Genomic DNA, 14757 nt, shown 5'->3' with positions numbered 1-14757 from the left:
AAGATCCCTCACTTCGTTCGGGATGACACATCCTTTGGATCGAAGGAATCGTGTCATCCCGAGGCGTAGCCGAGGGATCCTTCTCCTCACGCGATGTATGCATGATCGGGAAAGATCCCTCACTTCGTTCGGGATGACACATCCTTTGGATCGAAGGAATCGTGTCATCCCGAGGCGCAGCCGAGGGATCCTTCTCCTCATGCGATGAACAGGCGCGCGCCGACGGGGAGGGTGCGGGCGTTGTCGAGGGCTTCCATGGTCGAGCGATAGCCGATCTCGACGGCGGCGTGGAAGCTCGTCCAGTCGAGCAGATCGAAGCGCTCGACCGGCGGCACGATCAGGAGGTCGCAGGCGGCGCGGTCGCGCTGGGTGCGCGCGGTGCTGGAGATCAGCGCCGAGCGCAGCAGGATGCGCACGATCGAGGGAATCGGCAGCGTCTCGCGCCGCCGCCAGACGAGGCGGCGGACGAACTGCCAGGACGAGAAGGTGTCCTGCACGTTCTCGCCCGCCGACAGCGCGCCGCCGGTGTCGATGTCGACGCCGACCGTGGCGCCGCGGCCCAGCCGGCGCATGGTGCGCACCGGGAAGTTGTCGATCACGCCGCCGTCGACATGCACCTCGCCCGCCTCGTTGAAGGGCGGCAGCACGCCCGGGATCGCGACCGAGGCGCGCAGCCAGCGCCACAGCCGGCCGGTCTGGTGCACGTCGGCGGTCGAGGTGGTGAGGTTCGCCGTCACGCAGAAGAACGGCATGACGAGATCCTCGATGTCCTTCTCCTCGAAGGCGGTGCGCAACAGCCGCGTGACCTGGCGGCCGCGGAACAGCGAGACGAAGGGGAAGGTGTAGTCGCGCAGCGGGTTGGTCTGCACGAAGGCGCGATGGAAGCGCTCGGCGAGCTCCTCGTCCGACCAGCGCGCGGCGACGCCGGCGGCGACGATGGCGCCCATGCTGGTGCCGGCCGCCTGGTCGATCGGCACGCCGCTCTCGCGCAGCGCCCTGATCGCGCCGACATGGGTGAAGGCGCGCGCGCCGCCGCCGGCCAGCACCACGCCCACCGCATGGCCGGTGATGAGCCGGGCCAGGCGGTCGAAATCGGACTGCAGGTCGAGCCGCACGTGGTGATGCTGGCCGTAGAGCCCGCCCGCCAGCAGCGGCGCGGTCGAGCCGGGGGCCGGGTCGCGGCCCTCGTGCAGCAGCACGAGCTCGCGGCGGCGATGGAAGACGGCGCCGGGCTGCGCCGCCTCGATCTCGAACGGCAGCCGGGTCGGCAGATCGTTGTCGGCGCTGCGCACCACCACGAGGCAGTCGGCCTGGCGCAGGCAGAGCTGGGTCCACGGTGTCAGCGTCGGATCGGCGCGATAGAGCACGAAGGTGTTGACCGTCTCGCAATGGGCGAACCACTCCGGCTCCTCGTGCAGCGAGTCCGATCCCAGCATCTGCACCTGGTCGCCGATCCGGCCGAGCGCCGCCGCCAGCATCACGGCGAACCGCGCCGCCGAGACATCGGGCCCTGCCGGCAGGAGGGCGAAGGTGCGCGGCTGGCGCCGCCGCTTGCCGCTGCCCAGCTCGCTGCGTATGGCGACGTTGCGCATCAGCGCCGGCAGCACTTCGGGATGGTGCCGGGTGAGGGCATCGAAGCTCTCGCGGCCGAGCCGCCACACCTCGCTGTCGCGCAGCGCGGCCACGTCGCGCGTGCGCTTGCTCTGCGACAGGAGCGACATCTCGCCCACGATGTTGCCGGGCGTGATCTCGGCGATCAGCGCCGGTCCTTCGGGGCTCGCCCGATCGTCGTGCCGGAACACGCCGAGGCAGCCGCTCGCCACGACGTAGATCGCATCGGCCGGATCGCCCTGGTGGAAGAGCGGCGCGCCACCCGGCAGCACGAGCGGCGAGAGCTCGCGCTCGACGGCGATGATGGCGTTGGTGTCGAGGTCGGCGAACAGCGGCGCGCGGTGCAGCGCCTGGCGCAGGCGCAGCCGCGCGGCATCCTCGCGGTCGGCGATGTCGCTCACCACGCCCTCACCACCGGTTCACCAGGCGTCCCCGCGCTGTCAGGCGGCGAGGCCCCTGAGGGCCCAGCCGATCGTCTGGTCGGCGCGCGTCCACACCATCTCGCGCCACTTGGCGCCGGCCGGGAAGAAGCGCTCCTTCATGTCGGCCTTGATCTCCTTGCCGACCGGCGAGGCGAGGTCGCCGCGCTGGTGCAGCCAGTTGTCGGCGCGCACCGCGTTCAGCACGTCGGGCACGGCATAGGTGCCGTACTCGATGGCTACCGAGGTCACCTCGGCGTCCGGCAGCTCCTGCGGGAAGGCGTCGGTCATGATGCCGGTGACGACGGCCGAGCTCGAGGTGCCGTCCTCGGGCGAGGTCAGCTCCTCGCCGTACCAGGCGCGGGCGCGGGCGTAGGACTTCGCGGTGGGCGGCACGGTGCAGATCAGTTCGCCATGGCCGAACGGGCCGAGGCCGGTGTGATAGTCGATCACGCCGACGCGACGGGCGCGGCCCAGCTCCTCGCGCGCGATGGCGCGGATCGTGCGGTTGCTCCAGGTGGGTTTCAGCCCGCCGAAGAAGATGCCGTCCGGATGGCTGTGCTGGCCGCCCGAGATCGCGCCCTGCAGCGCGAAGGCGCCGTGCTTCTGGGCGTAGGCCTCGAGCACGCGCTGGCTTTCGGCCAGGCAGTCGGGGCTCCAGTCGCGCGGCAGGATCGCGTCGGCGAGGGCGCGATAGCCCTCGTTCGCCGGATAGGCCTTGTCGTGGTCGACGAAGTTGCGGTTGAGGTCGACATTGTCCTCGTTGACGCGGCGGGTCCAGGCGAAGCCGTAGGGGTTGATGGCATGCACCAGCAGCGCGCCCGTGTCGTCCGGCAGCGCCGCCGGCCCGCCGGTGCACAGCCAGGCGACCTGCGCTCCCGAGCCGCAGTGGCCTTCGACGCCGTGCGTGCTCGAGATCATCACCAGCATGCGCCCGGCGTCGGCCGGGCCGAAGCGGGCGGTGTCGAGATGGAGCTTCTCGCCCGCGGGGCCGCGCGCATGGGGATTGAGCCACGACCGGATGGCGCCGCCCGCCGCCGCCGCGGCGGCGCAGAACTTCGCCCGCGCCTCGGCGTAGCTTTCAGAAAAACACTCGGGAATCGAAACCATGACGCCTCCTGCGGGCAGTGTAGCATGGCGGCGGCATCGCCCCCTCACTCGGCCTCTCCCCCTACCGGCTAGGGCTATCGCATACGACAATAAATCCCGATCATCCTGACCATCCGGTCGTGTCATCCCGAGCGCAGCGAGGGATCTTTGATCGGTATCGCAAAAGATCCTTCGCTTCGCTCAGGATGACACCGCTTCTTGCAACCGGCCTTTTTCGCCATATGCGATAGCCCTACCCTACCGGCGGAGAGGAAGAGGACGTAAATTGCCGGGATCCGGAAGGGGACACATGAACTGCATTTCCCGACATCCCGTCACGTCAACGGCGCTCGCGGGCGTGACCGCGTTCGCCCTGTTCGGCGCGGGCCAGGCGGCGCTGGCGCAGGCGCCGCGGCCGCAGCTCGATGCGATGAAGAGCATGCCGATGCCCAACGAGCCGGCCTTCCGCGATCCCAAGACCGGCCAGGTCTGGACGCCGGCCAATGTCGGCGAGGACGGCAAGCCGCTCGGGCCCAACTCGGCCGCCTTCGATCCCAGCAAGCAGGTCGTCTCCCCGCAGGGCACGATCGACCAGTCGGTGCCGACTCGGCATGTCGGCACGGTGCCCATGAACGCCGGTCCGACGGTGCCGCTGGTGAAGATCGACAACCTGTCGCTGCGCGAGACGCCCGGCAGCTACTGGCGCGCCACGCTCTACCTCGACAACAACTCGAAGAGCACCTTCTCGCCGATCATCGGCTGCGAGTTCAACAACGGCGGCCGCGCGGTCGAGCGCACCCGCGGCCTGCTGCCGCCGACCGCCGGCGGCGAGCGCGTCGGCTTCGTGATCTGGGGCCCGCCGGCCCAGACCTTCGTCGACTCCGTGCACTGCCACGTCGATTCGCCGTAACTCCAAAAGATCCCTCGCTCACGCTCGGGATGACACGGCTTCTTTTGCTCCAAAAGACAGTGTCATCCCGAGCGTGAGCGAGGGATCCTTCCTTCAGCTCTCGTACTGCAGCAAGGCCTCGACGGGGACGGGGAGGCGCTTGCGGCCGTTGAGGAAGGTGAGCTCGATGATGCAGGCGGCCGCCGGCACGACGGCGCCCACCTGTTCGAGCAGGGTCACCGCGGCGGCCATGGTGCCCCCGGTCGCCAGCAGGTCGTCGACCAGCACGACGCGCTGGCCCCTCGTGATCGCGTCGCCCTGGATCTCGATCGTGTCGGTGCCGTATTCCAGCGCGTAGGTGTGGCGCACCGTGATGCCGGGCAGCTTGCCCTGCTTGCGCAGCATCACGAAGCCGGTGCCGAGCGCCAGTGCGAGCGGCGCGGCCAGCAGGAAGCCGCGCGATTCGATGCCGGCCAGCAGCTCGGGCCGGTGCGGCCGCACGGCGGCGGCCATCCGCTCGATCGTCTCGTGCCAGGCGCCGGCGTGCGCCAGCAGGGTCGAGATGTCGTAGAACAGGATTCCGGGCTTGGGGAAATCCGGGATCGAGCGGATGTGGTCCCTGAGATCCATTACTCGAGATCCATCAATTGTAGCCCGGCGGCGGGACGAAGCCGCGATAGTCCTTCTCCAGCAGCTTGGCGAAGGCGATGGTGGAATAGTCGCCGTACTGCGGCCCGACGATCTGCACGCCGATCGGCAGGCCCTCGGGGCTCTGCCCGATCGGCGCCGCGGTGGCCGGCAGCCAGGTGACGCACGAATAGCCCGCCCAGAAGATCTGGTCGACGACCGGCAGGTGCTTGTTGTTCACCACGATGGTGCGCTTGTGGCGCAGGCCCTGCTGGTCGTGCGGGAAGGCCGCGGTCACTGCGACCGGGCAAAGCATCAGGTCCCAGTCGCGGAAGAAGGCGTCCCAGGCGAGCCGCATGCGGTGGCGCTTCTCGTTGAGCTGCAGCCAGGTGCGGTGCGACAGCGAGTTGCCGCGCTGCATCTGGGCGAAGTAGCTCATGTCGTCGGGCGCGAGCGACGCGGCGTCGGCCACCGCCTGCCGGTACGCCTCGTCGGACAGGCGGGCCGAGGTGGCAGCGCGCAGCAGGCGGATATAGACATCGTTCAGCTCGGCCGTGTCGATGGCCGGTCGCGCGGCGTCGCTCACGGTGGCGCCCTTCGTGCCGAGGAAGTCGGCGAGCTTCTGGATCTCCGCCTGCACGGTGTGGTCGACCTCGGCGTTGGGATCGGAGAGCAGGACCGCGACCTTGAAGTCGGCCAGCTTCTTCTTCTTCGAGCGCGGCAGGCCGAGCTTCCAGCCACGCGCGTCGATCGCGTCGGGGCCGGCCACGACGTCCATCGCGATCTCGAGGTCGGCGGCGCTCCTCGCCAGCGGCCCGACCACGCCGATATCGCCGTAGGCGACGTTGCCGCCCAGCGTATGGCCCTGCGGGCAGACCACGTTCCAGGTCGGCTTGTGGCCCCACACGCCGCAATAATGCGCGGGATTGCGGATCGAGGCGCCGATGTCGCTGCCCGCCTCGATGCCGGTCAGGCCGGCCGCCAGCGCCGCGCCCGAGCCGCCCGACGAGCCGCCGGGGGTGCGGGAAAGATCCCACGGATTGTTGGTGCTGCCGTAGACCTCGTTGTAGCTCTGCCAGTCGGCGAGGTTCAGCGGCACGTTGGTCTTGCCGAACAGCGTCACGCCGGCATCGACCATGCGCTGGGCGAGCAGCGCGTTGCGCTCGGCGAGGCTGTTCCTGAAGGCCGGATCGCCCCAGGTGGTGGGCAGGCCCGCGACGTCGAACGATTCCTTGATCGTCATCGGCACGCCGTGCAGCGGCCCGAGCTTGCCGCCCGCCGCCACGGCGGCGTCGGCCATCTTCGCGCGCTCGCGCGCGCCCTCGATGTCGGTGGCGATCACCGCGTTCAGCTTCGGATTGTGCGTCTCGACCCGCTTCAGATAGAGATCGAGCAGCTCGAGGCAGCCGATCTTCTTCTTGCGCACGGCGGCGGCGAGCTGCTTGGCGGACTGGAACGGCAGGTCGAGAGGCATGGTCGGGATCCGTACGGCAATGGAGGAGACAATTGCCGTAGCACATTTGATCCCGTGCGAGGAGCAAGACCGTCGCAATCGCCAAGCAGAGCGAAAGATCCTCGCTGCGCTGGGGATGACACAGCCTTCTCGATGGAAAAGGAAGTGTCATCCCGAGCCGACGGCGAGGGATCCTTGTCACATCGGCGGCGTCATGCCGTCCTTGCCGACATTGAGGCGGGAGGCGGTGAGCGTGCCATCGGCGGCCTTCATGGCGCCGACGAAGACCTTGGCGCCGGGCCTGGCGTCGGACTGCTGGCCGGGCGCGAAGGTGACGACCGGCGTGCCGGGCTTGACGTGGATCGTCTGCGTGCCGCCCTTGTAGTCGAGCTTCAGCGTCTGGCCGTCGCTCGCCTGCGCCACCGTCGCCACCGTGGCGTTGGTCATCATGCTGGCGGGCTTGAGGTCCCAGGGATAATGCCCTTCGCCCGCGCCGCGCATCGCCTCGGGGAAGACCAGCACCTCGAGCGCCTCGTTGCCGAGCGAGGCGATGCCGACGAACGCGCCGGGCTTGATCGCCGTCATGGCGATCGGCTCGACCAGCGCCACCGTCCACTTGTCGGCGAGCCTGACCTCGGCCTGTGTGCCCTCGCGCGTGGCGATGGTCGCGGTCCTGCCGTCGATCTTGCTGATCGTGCCGCGGATCAGCACACGCGTCTGCGCCGAGGCGGTCGAGGCGAAGAGCAACGCGCCGAGTGCGGCCGCGAGAGCGAGGCGAGCGATGTTCATGGATGTCCTCCCGGGGTGACGGGCCGGGAGTGTGCCAGCCGAGGCACCTCACGGTCGTTTACGATTGCGTGAGGAGGATGCGCGGGGCCGCAACCGGCAAATCCGCAGCCGGGGGCCGAGCATTGCCGGCGTGACGACCGGCGGCTCGCGCGGCAGCCTGCGCGCCGCCAACCTCCCCGGGGAAGCGGGGCCGTGGCGTTACTCTTGGTGCAACAGGCAGCAGGCAGCAAGGATGCGGACATGGCTCTTCGCGCCGCTCGTCGGCGCTTCGTCGAACGACGCCGTCGGATCGGCGATGGCGGCAGCCCGCCAGGCACGGGCGCGCGCGCTCGGCGCGGCGCTGAGATCGCCGGCGGCGCGCCGTCTCGTTTCCGGCGTGGCGATCCTGCTCGCGATCGCAATGGCGTTCCTGGCCTGACGCTGGCGCGGGGCCGTGGGTGAAGCGCCGGCGCCTTCCCACACGCCCACGGTCCATTGCCCGCGCGGGCTCACAGCATGTAGGCGACGTCGGACGCCGACGTCGGATAGCCAAAGATGGTCGCTCCGATCCGGGTGGCGGTGAGCCCCGTCCGGATCGCCAGCGCGAAGAGGTTGATCACCTCCTCGGCGTGCGGGCCGATGAGGTGGGCCCCGAGAACGAGATCGCTTCCTTCCTCGACCAGCACCTTGAAGCCGGCGCAGTCCTCCGCGACGCGCCGCGCCGTGTACCAGGACGAGGTGTCCTCGTGCTGCACGCGGAACCGGCGGTTCTGCCGCCGCGCCTCCGCCTCGAGGAGGCCGACCCGCGCCAGCGGCGGGATCGTGAACACCACGCTCGGCACGCCGAGATAGTTCGGCCTCTCGCGGTTGCCTTCCAACATGTTCGCGGCTGCCACCCGGGCGTCGTGGCTCGCCACCGGCGTCAGCGGAGGGCCGCGCGACGCGGCGTCGCCCGCCGCATAGACGGCCGGATTGGACGTGCTTTGCAGGAATTCGTTCAGCTTCAGCCGGCTCTTCTCCTGCTCGACCTGCCCCGCCGCCAGATTCAGCGCGCCGAGATCCGGCACCCGTCCGCCGGCATGCACCACGAGATCGGCGTCGATCGACGACTGCGCGCCGCCCGAGCGGAGGTGCACGCGACAGGTGCCGCCGGTCTTCTCGATGGCTTCGACCTTGGTGCCGAGCCGGAGATCGACGCCCAGGCTCGCGGATTTCCTCTTGAGGAGACCGACCAGGTCCGGATCGAATTGCGGAAGGATGTCGTCGGCCTGCTCCAGGACGGTCACCTCGGCGCCGGCCCGGACGGCGATGTGGGAGAACTCGGCGGCGATATAGCCGCCGCCGACGAAGACGATCCGGCGCGGCAGCGCCGCGAGCTCGAGGAAGTCCGTGCTGGTGGCGAGGTGCTCCTCGCCCGGGATCCCGAGCCGCATGGGGACCGCGCCCGCCGCGATCAGCACGAATCGCGCCTCGATCGACTCGCCGTCGATCTCGATGGTGCGCGGACCAGTGAAGCGGGCGCGGCCATGGAGCGCGTCGATGCCGTTCTTCGCGAAGTCCTCGGCCCGGTCGTGCGGCACGTGGTCCGTGAAGCTGCGCTTGAACGCGATCATCGCCGGCCAGTCGATCGCGGGTACCCCCGCCGCGATGCCCTTGCCGCGCATTCGACGGTCGAGGTCGAGCGTCTCGGCGATGCCCACCAACACCTTCTTGGGATCGCAGCCGCGCAGTGCGCAGGTTCCGCCGAAGGGCAGATGGTCCACGACGACGACCCGCCATCCGGCGTCACGGCAGCGATAGGCGGCGACCGAGGCCGCCGTGCCGGTCCCGATGATCGCGAGATCGCACTGTCTGGGCATCTTCGCTCCCGACCGGGCCTGGACGAGGCGCGGACCGTAGGTGAGGCGCCAGCGCGTTCCCACACACCCGAGGTCTTCGCCCGCGCTGGCGCCCTGCCCGCGAAAGCAAGGGGAGTTTCGCGGAAGGGTCGATGCTGGGCCAAGGACCGGCCGCGCCGCCACCGCGGCACGCCGAATTTCCACAGAGATATTTTTGTCGGCGGCAGGGAACCGGACGCATTGCATCGCGTAACGACATTTTTCGCCGTCGAGCGCGATGGCGCGCCGATGGGCAACGTGCGGCTCGTCTGCCGAGTTGAAAGGACATGACCGACCCGCGCAGGAAACCCGACCGGCCGGCCGACAATGCCGCCCGCGACGCCGCACCCGACCGCCCGCGCGGCAGCTTCTGGCTCGCCCTGATCGTGGCCGTGATCGCGCTCGCCATCGTCTACCTGATCCTTGCCGCGCGGCGATAGCAAGGGGGGGGGAAACGTCGCTGCCGGGCGGGGCGTTAGCATCGCGACCGATGCCCGATCCCGCGACGCTCCTCTCCGCTTTCGTGACGCTGCTGGTCACGATCGGGCCGTTCGAGACGGCGCCAGTGTTCGGCACGCTGACCGGCGGCATGACGCCGGCCGACCGCCGGCGCACGGCGCGCCGCGCGGTGGCGATCGCGGGCAGCGTCCTCCTCGTGTTCGCGCTCGGCGGCGAGCGGCTGCTGGCGGTGCTGCATGTCTCGCTGCCGGCGCTGCGCACGGCGGGCGGCGTGCTGCTCTTCCTCGAGGCGGTCAATCTCATGACGGCGAGTCCCGGCACCTCGGCGCTCAATCCCGAGGAGCGCGCCGAGGCGCGCCCGCCGCGCGACATCACCGTCTTTCCGCTCGCCTTTCCGCTGATCGCGGGCCCCGGCTCGCTGATGGCGGTGATCCTGCTGATGAGCAATGCCCGCAGCAGTCTCGCCCTCCAGATCGGCATCCTGCTGGTACTGGCCCTCTGCCTCGCGATCACGCTCGCGGCCTACGCGATGGTCGAGCGGCTCACCCGCCTGCTGGGCGTCACCGGCACCGACGTGGTCGGCCGCATCTCCGGCCTGCTGCTCGCCGCCATGGCGATGCAGTTCGTGTTCGACGGCGTCACCGAAGGGTTGTTGAAGTGAGTCCGGGAGCGGTGGCGCGCCGGCGGCAAAGAGGCTAAGCTCCGCGCCCTCAGCGTCACAATTGGTCAGTCTTCGTAGCTTTGCGTGCACCAGCGTTCCTTCCGGGGAGGCGATGTCATGCGGGTCGGGAAGTTGTCGCGCCGGCGGCTGATGGCCGCGACGGCGGTCGCGGGGATGGTCGGCGCGCCGTTCGTGCGCCGGGCGAATGCCGCCGGTAGCCTGAGCATCGGGCTTTGGGACCACTGGGTCCCCGGCGCCAACGATGTGCAGTCGGCGATCATCAAGGAATGGGCCGATCGCGAGAAGGTCGAGGTCAAGGTCGACTACATCACCAGCCAGGGCAACAAGCTCCTGATCACGCTGGCGGCGGAATCGCAGGCCAAGTCGGGCCACGACATCATGGAGTTCACCAACTGGGAAGCGGCCCAGTACAGCGCCGGGCTGGAGCCGGTCGACGACGTGGTGAAGAACATCGTGGCCAAGAACGGCCCGATCGATCCCGCGGTCGAGTATCTCGGCAAGTTCGAGGGCCGCTGGGCGGGCGTGCCGATGACGCGCGGCACGCTGCTGCTGGGCTGCTGCACGCGCTTCGACCTGATGAAGGAGCACGCCGGGGTCGACGTGCAGGCGCTCTACCCCGCCGGCAAGCCGCCCAACGACGCGAGCTGGACCTGGGACAGCTTCCTGGTCGCGGCCGAGAAGTGCCAGAAGGCGGGCTTCGGCTTCGGCCTGCCGCTCGGCAACACCACCGACACCAACCAGTGGGTCGGGGCCCTGTTCCTGGCCTACGGCGCCGAGCTGATGGACGCCAAGGGCAACATCACGGTGCAGTCGGACGCGGTGCGCCAGGTGCTCGAGTACGGCAAGAAGCTCGCCGCCTTCTGTCCGGCCGACGCGCCGGCCTGGGACGACGCCTCGAACAACAAGTGGCTGCTGTCCGGCAAGGGGGCGCTGATCTTCAATCCGCCCAGCGCCTGGGCGGTGAGCAAGCGCGACGCGCCGCAGGTCGCCGAGAAGTGCTGGACGATCGGCTTCCCCAAGGGGCCGAAGGGCCGCTTCAACCCGGTCCTGCCGCGCTTCTACGGGCTGTGGAGCTTCTCCAAGAACAAGCCGGCGGCCAAGAGCCTGCTGGAGTACCTCGCGATGCGCCCGGTGGCCGAGAAGCAGGTGGCGGCGAGCCAGGGCTACGACATCCCGCCCTACCCGAAGTTCAACGACTTCAAGACCTGGGAGGAGGAGGGGCCGCCCAAAGGCACGCTCTACCACTACCCGATCAAGGGCGGCGACCAGAAGGCGGGCGTGGTCTGCTCGCCGGCCCCGCCGCTGATCGCCGCGCAGATGTGGGCGCAGGCTTTTCAGAGCCAGATGATCGTCCGCCAGCTCAAGGGCGAGCCGATGGAGAAGACCCTGGCCTGGGCGGCGAGCGAGCTCGAGGGCCTGAAGCGGACCTGATCCTACCCGGAAGAGGTAGGGCATGGCTCGTGGACGACGGTGTCATCCCGAGCATCGCGAAGGATCCTTGGCCGATGACGACCACCGAGGATTCCTCGCTTCGCTCGGAATGACACGACGTGCGTTCGCAACCACACGACGGATGGCCGCCAGCGCGGCATGGCCGCGAGGCGACCCGGCCCGGAACAGTCAGGGCCTGGATTGCAGAAGACGGTGTCATCCCGAGCGGAGCGAGGGATCCTTGGCCGATGCCGACCGAGGAGTCCTGCCTTCGCTCGGAATGACACGGCTGTACGTCGGATGACACCACTTCCAACACGAAGGAGAAGGCGGACCGCCGTAACCAAAGGCGGCCGTTCGGCGTTGATCAGCCGGTAACGACAGGAGTGCTTCGATGACCTACCTGGAACTTGCTCCGGCAATCACCGCCCTGCGTTCGCGTCCCGAGGAGTTCGAGTTCTCCGACAACACGCTGCACCACCTGAGCAGCCGGCACAGATTCCGCTTCCTTGCCGACGACGACGTGCGCATCGAGGCGGCCTGCGACTGCTCGCTGCTGCGCGCCTCGCCGGAGCAGAGCCGGGCCTTCCACACCGCCTATTGCGAGTGGCAGGCGACCTACTGGCGGCCGTTCGAGATCAACCGCGAGTTCGCCTCGCACTTCGCGCCGCCGGGTCCGGTGCGGCGGCTGGCGATCTGGCTGCTGCGGCGGCTGCTCACCTGGACGCCGGCGGCCCGTCCCGCCCGCGCGCCTGCCGCCGTTTCGCTGCGGCCCACGGCCTGATCTTCCACCGACGCCAGGGGGAGGCCATGGCCTCAGGCCCTTGGACAAATCGTCGCGAGGGCGTAGTTTGGCCGTGTGGGAGCCTCGTCGGAAGGCGGAGGAAGCAATGCGGCGAACGGTCTTCGCGATGCTGGGCGCGGCGGCGCTGGTAGGCGGCGCCGCCTTCTATGCCCAGACTCATGCCGAGAGCGAGTCGAGCGTCAATGTGGGCTCGCTCACCTGCACCTTGGCCGGTAGCGCGCCGCGCGAACTCGAGTGCCTGTTCGCTCGCAGCGACGGCAAGGCCGAGGCCTATCGCGCGGCGATCAAGCGTTTCGGCGCCAAGGCCATCCTGGCCGACCAGGCACACCATATCGTGTGGCTGGTCTATGCGCCGGAGCCGCTCGAGGCAGGCGGACTCGCGGGCGAGTTCGGCCGCGGCACGCCGCCCCTGGTGGAGGGCCGCCCGCCCGAGCGCGCGATGCTGGTCGATCATGCCAACAAGATGATCGCGCTGGCGCCGGTGCAGGTCCCCGGGCGAGCCGGCCTCAATCTGGCCGAGGGCGTCGCGGAAGTGGCCCTGCAGGCCGGTTCCTGATCCGCGGTGCAGGGCATCGAGGATCGCGGCTCGATCCATCGCTCCGCCCATCGCCTCACCGCCGCGGGCGACGAGGCGTCGGACGAGGTCGTGGCCGAGGAGGTCGCGGTCGCGCTGGTCTACAATGGGCTCGGCCATGCCGTGATGATGGCGACGCCCCGCGACCTCGAGGACCTGGCGCGCGGCTTCTCGCTCACCGAGGGCATCGTCGACAAGCCATCCGAGATCTACGACATCGAGGTCGAGCCGGCCGGCCGCGGCATCGAGGTGCGGCTGGAGATCGCGGCCAGCCGGCTCGCCGTGCTGCGCGAACGCCGGCGCAATTTGGCCGGCCGCACCGGCTGCGGCCTGTGCGGCGTCGAGAGCTTGGAGGCCGCCCTGCGCACGGTTCCGCCGGTCGCCGCCCGCGCGCCGGTGTCGCGCGCGGCGATCGCCCGGGCGATGGCGGCGCTGCCGGCTGCCCAGCGGCTGAACCGCGAGAACGGCGCCACCCATGCTGCCGGCTGGGCGGCGCCCGACGGCACGCTGGTGGCGGTGCGCGAGGATGTCGGCCGGCACAATGCGCTCGACAAGCTCGCGGGCGCGCTGGCGAAATCGGGCGAAGCGCCGGCGGCAGGCGGCTTCGTCGTCGTCACCAGCCGCTGCTCCTACGAGATGGTGCAGAAGGCGGCCGTCCTCGGCGCCGCGGCGATCGCCGCCGTCTCGGCCCCCACCTCGCTCGCCATCGAGACCGCCGACGAGGCGGGCCTTGCCCTGGTCGCCTTCGTCCGCGACGGCCGCCTCACCGTCTACACCCACCCGGAGCGGATCGCGGCGTGACAATGGGTCAGGGCAACAGAGCGAGTTGGCTTTTATATCCGATTGGATATAATGGGGGCCCTTCGATTTCTGGATGACTCGCTCGGATGTTTACGCGAGTTCCCAGCGGCCGCCCGTCAGGACGCGGGCTATCAACTGGATAAGGTGCAACGTGGACAACAGCCGATGACTTCAAACCAATGCCTTCCATCGGCAAAGGCGTGGAGAAAATCAGGGTATGGGACGACTCGGGAACCTATCGAGTGATCTATACCGCAAGGCTGATCAACGCCGTCTACGTGCTGCACTGCTTCCAGAAGAAGGCGCAGGCGACCAGCAAGCGCGACATCGAGCTTGCCCGGTCCCGCTTCGCCGATCTTGTACGAGGTGCCCGATGACCAGGTCCAAATCCAAGTCCTTCGATAGCGTGTGGGATGCCGTCGCCGATACGGCCGAGGAAGCGGCCAATCTACGCATGCGGGCGGAGTTGATGATGCAGATCGCCGAGGTCATCGAGGCGAAGGGTTGGAAGCAGGCCGAGGCTGCCGCGCATTGCGGCGTCACTCAACCGCGCATCAACGACCTGTTGCGTGGCCGCATTTCGCGCTTCTCGCTCGATGCTCTGGTGAATATCGCTACGGCGCTTGGCCGTCGTGTGCATGTCGAGCTGGAAGCCGCGTGACTTGCGGGAAAGGTGTATTCAGCATCGCTGGCTGGAAGAATGCCGGCAAGATCGACGCTGATCGAACGGTTGGTGGCCGTGTTCGTGGGCCGCAGCTTTCGTGTCGCCACGGTCGAGCGTAATTTGCGGAACTGCGCGGCCTATTTCTGAATCTGGATGTTCGTTTCTCCGCCGTGCTGATCGAGCGCCCCTGAATGATTGTCCCCGGTCTGCGATTGGACCGCGCGGTTGCCATCGCCGGTCTGGATCACCGTCTGCCGGTTGCCGGATCCCTGCTGCGTCTGGACCACCACGTTGCCGCTGCCGCCGTTCTGGACCGCAGTCTGCACGTTGCCGCCGCCGGCGGTCGACTGGACCACGGTATTGGGCGCGGCGCCCGGCGACGACGTCGTCACGCTCTGGACGTTGTCGTGGCTGCCCGGACCCGCATGCTGCCGGACGACCGACCGGTCGCCCGCGGGCTTGTCGACGATCTGCCGATTGTTCACGCCCAGATCCTCCTTGACGCCGTTGCCGCCGGCCTTCGCGTTCTGGGCAAGCGCAGGCGCAACCGCAACCGCTCCCAATGCAAACAGGGCCGCATTGGCTGCCAGCAGGAACTTGTGCATTTG

At 69.1% G+C, this 14757-nt stretch carries 17 protein-coding genes; 10 read left to right on the top strand and 7 right to left on the bottom strand.

What is annotated here, in order from left to right:
- Positions 1–197 precede the first annotated feature (197 nt).
- Both OJF58_RS01490 and OJF58_RS01485 read right to left on the bottom strand, forming a co-directional pair.
- A complete protein-coding gene (locus OJF58_RS01490) occupies positions 198–2012 on the bottom strand; it encodes a cyclic nucleotide-binding and patatin-like phospholipase domain-containing protein (RefSeq protein WP_300781304.1) in 1815 nt (604 codons plus the stop codon).
- 39 nt (positions 2013–2051) lie between these two features.
- On the bottom strand, positions 2052–3140 hold the full coding sequence (locus tag OJF58_RS01485; RefSeq protein WP_300781302.1) for a M14 family metallopeptidase: 1089 nt from the start codon (positions 3138–3140) through the stop codon (positions 2052–2054).
- Positions 3141–3429: 289 nt separating this feature from the next.
- Between OJF58_RS01485 and OJF58_RS01480 the strand changes: the two genes are divergently transcribed.
- The gene (locus OJF58_RS01480; protein WP_300781300.1) at positions 3430–4029 is read left to right on the top strand and encodes a hypothetical protein; all 600 of its coding nucleotides are present in this window, start codon (positions 3430–3432) and stop codon (positions 4027–4029) included.
- A 93-nt stretch (positions 4030–4122) separates the two neighbouring features.
- Here the strand turns inward: OJF58_RS01480 and OJF58_RS01475 are convergent, their stop codons facing one another.
- The 3 genes from OJF58_RS01475 to OJF58_RS01465 form a co-directional block, all read right to left on the bottom strand.
- Entirely contained in the window at positions 4123–4638 is a 516-nt protein-coding gene (locus OJF58_RS01475; RefSeq protein ID WP_300781299.1) for an adenine phosphoribosyltransferase, read from the bottom strand.
- A 13-nt stretch (positions 4639–4651) separates the two neighbouring features.
- Positions 4652–6109 (bottom strand): amidase, encoded by a 1458-nt coding sequence (locus OJF58_RS01470; RefSeq protein ID WP_300781298.1) that lies wholly within the window; start codon positions 6107–6109, stop codon positions 4652–4654.
- Between the two features lie 177 nt (positions 6110–6286).
- Complete coding sequence (locus OJF58_RS01465; RefSeq protein WP_300781297.1) at positions 6287–6877, bottom strand: hypothetical protein; 591 nt, start codon at positions 6875–6877, stop codon at positions 6287–6289.
- A gap of 232 nt (positions 6878–7109) precedes the next feature.
- On the opposite strand from OJF58_RS01465, the gene OJF58_RS01460 reads away from it, so the two are divergent.
- Positions 7110–7295: a hypothetical protein gene (locus tag OJF58_RS01460; RefSeq protein ID WP_300781296.1), complete on the top strand. Its 186-nt coding sequence runs from the start codon at positions 7110–7112 to the stop codon at positions 7293–7295.
- A 70-nt stretch (positions 7296–7365) separates the two neighbouring features.
- Here the strand turns inward: OJF58_RS01460 and OJF58_RS01455 are convergent, their stop codons facing one another.
- Positions 7366–8715, bottom strand: coding sequence for an NAD(P)/FAD-dependent oxidoreductase (locus OJF58_RS01455; RefSeq protein ID WP_300781295.1), 1350 nt, complete (start codon positions 8713–8715; stop codon positions 7366–7368).
- A gap of 305 nt (positions 8716–9020) precedes the next feature.
- Between OJF58_RS01455 and OJF58_RS01450 the strand changes: the two genes are divergently transcribed.
- The 8 genes from OJF58_RS01450 to OJF58_RS01415 all read left to right on the top strand — a co-directional run bounded on the left by OJF58_RS01450 (position 9021) and on the right by OJF58_RS01415 (position 14146).
- Entirely contained in the window at positions 9021–9173 is a 153-nt protein-coding gene (locus OJF58_RS01450) for a hypothetical protein (protein ID WP_300781294.1), read from the top strand.
- A 50-nt stretch (positions 9174–9223) separates the two neighbouring features.
- A complete protein-coding gene (locus tag OJF58_RS01445; RefSeq protein WP_300781292.1) occupies positions 9224–9853 on the top strand; it encodes a MarC family protein in 630 nt (209 codons plus the stop codon).
- Positions 9854–9970: 117 nt separating this feature from the next.
- The gene (locus tag OJF58_RS01440) at positions 9971–11305 is read left to right on the top strand and encodes an extracellular solute-binding protein (protein WP_300781291.1); all 1335 of its coding nucleotides are present in this window, start codon (positions 9971–9973) and stop codon (positions 11303–11305) included.
- A gap of 394 nt (positions 11306–11699) precedes the next feature.
- The gene (locus tag OJF58_RS01435; RefSeq protein WP_300781290.1) at positions 11700–12089 is read left to right on the top strand and encodes a hypothetical protein; all 390 of its coding nucleotides are present in this window, start codon (positions 11700–11702) and stop codon (positions 12087–12089) included.
- Between the two features lie 106 nt (positions 12090–12195).
- Positions 12196–12666, top strand: coding sequence for a DUF992 domain-containing protein (locus OJF58_RS01430; RefSeq protein WP_300781289.1), 471 nt, complete (start codon positions 12196–12198; stop codon positions 12664–12666).
- Positions 12667–12672: 6 nt separating this feature from the next.
- Complete coding sequence (gene fdhD / locus OJF58_RS01425; RefSeq protein WP_300781288.1) at positions 12673–13485, top strand: formate dehydrogenase accessory sulfurtransferase FdhD; 813 nt, start codon at positions 12673–12675, stop codon at positions 13483–13485.
- A 179-nt stretch (positions 13486–13664) separates the two neighbouring features.
- Positions 13665–13862: a type II toxin-antitoxin system RelE/ParE family toxin gene (locus tag OJF58_RS01420; RefSeq protein WP_300781286.1), complete on the top strand. Its 198-nt coding sequence runs from the start codon at positions 13665–13667 to the stop codon at positions 13860–13862.
- A gap of 29 nt (positions 13863–13891) precedes the next feature.
- Positions 13892–14146: a helix-turn-helix transcriptional regulator gene (locus tag OJF58_RS01415; RefSeq protein WP_300781285.1), complete on the top strand. Its 255-nt coding sequence runs from the start codon at positions 13892–13894 to the stop codon at positions 14144–14146.
- A 140-nt stretch (positions 14147–14286) separates the two neighbouring features.
- Here OJF58_RS01415 and OJF58_RS01410 read toward each other — a convergent pair whose 3' ends face one another.
- On the bottom strand, positions 14287–14754 hold the full coding sequence (locus OJF58_RS01410; RefSeq protein WP_300781284.1) for a hypothetical protein: 468 nt from the start codon (positions 14752–14754) through the stop codon (positions 14287–14289).
- Positions 14755–14757 lie beyond the last annotated feature (3 nt).

The sequence above is a fragment of the Enhydrobacter sp. genome (assembly GCF_030246845.1).
Lineage (GTDB): Bacteria > Pseudomonadota > Alphaproteobacteria > Reyranellales > Reyranellaceae > Reyranella.
This window is presented reverse-complemented; position numbering and strand designations above follow the sequence as displayed.

What these genes read in the sequence shown, in the direction of transcription:
- OJF58_RS01475 (WP_300781299.1), bottom strand. Translation starts at nt 4,638, where the DNA reads ATGGATCTCAGGGACCACATCCGCTCGATCCCGGATTTCCCCAAGCCC.
- OJF58_RS01450 (WP_300781294.1), top strand. Translation starts at nt 9,021, where the DNA reads ATGACCGACCCGCGCAGGAAACCCGACCGGCCGGCCGACAATGCCGCC.
- OJF58_RS01430 (WP_300781289.1), top strand. Translation starts at nt 12,196, where the DNA reads ATGCGGCGAACGGTCTTCGCGATGCTGGGCGCGGCGGCGCTGGTAGGC.
- OJF58_RS01420 (WP_300781286.1), top strand. Translation starts at nt 13,665, where the DNA reads ATGCCTTCCATCGGCAAAGGCGTGGAGAAAATCAGGGTATGGGACGAC.
- OJF58_RS01465 (WP_300781297.1), bottom strand. Translation starts at nt 6,877, where the DNA reads ATGAACATCGCTCGCCTCGCTCTCGCGGCCGCACTCGGCGCGTTGCTC.
- OJF58_RS01455 (WP_300781295.1), bottom strand. Translation starts at nt 8,715, where the DNA reads ATGCCCAGACAGTGCGATCTCGCGATCATCGGGACCGGCACGGCGGCC.
- OJF58_RS01435 (WP_300781290.1), top strand. Translation starts at nt 11,700, where the DNA reads ATGACCTACCTGGAACTTGCTCCGGCAATCACCGCCCTGCGTTCGCGT.
- OJF58_RS01410 (WP_300781284.1), bottom strand. Translation starts at nt 14,754, where the DNA reads ATGCACAAGTTCCTGCTGGCAGCCAATGCGGCCCTGTTTGCATTGGGA.
- OJF58_RS01470 (WP_300781298.1), bottom strand. Translation starts at nt 6,109, where the DNA reads ATGCCTCTCGACCTGCCGTTCCAGTCCGCCAAGCAGCTCGCCGCCGCC.
- OJF58_RS01460 (WP_300781296.1), top strand. Translation starts at nt 7,110, where the DNA reads ATGCGGACATGGCTCTTCGCGCCGCTCGTCGGCGCTTCGTCGAACGAC.
- OJF58_RS01440 (WP_300781291.1), top strand. Translation starts at nt 9,971, where the DNA reads ATGCGGGTCGGGAAGTTGTCGCGCCGGCGGCTGATGGCCGCGACGGCG.
- OJF58_RS01480 (WP_300781300.1), top strand. Translation starts at nt 3,430, where the DNA reads ATGAACTGCATTTCCCGACATCCCGTCACGTCAACGGCGCTCGCGGGC.
- OJF58_RS01445 (WP_300781292.1), top strand. Translation starts at nt 9,224, where the DNA reads ATGCCCGATCCCGCGACGCTCCTCTCCGCTTTCGTGACGCTGCTGGTC.
- OJF58_RS01485 (WP_300781302.1), bottom strand. Translation starts at nt 3,140, where the DNA reads ATGGTTTCGATTCCCGAGTGTTTTTCTGAAAGCTACGCCGAGGCGCGG.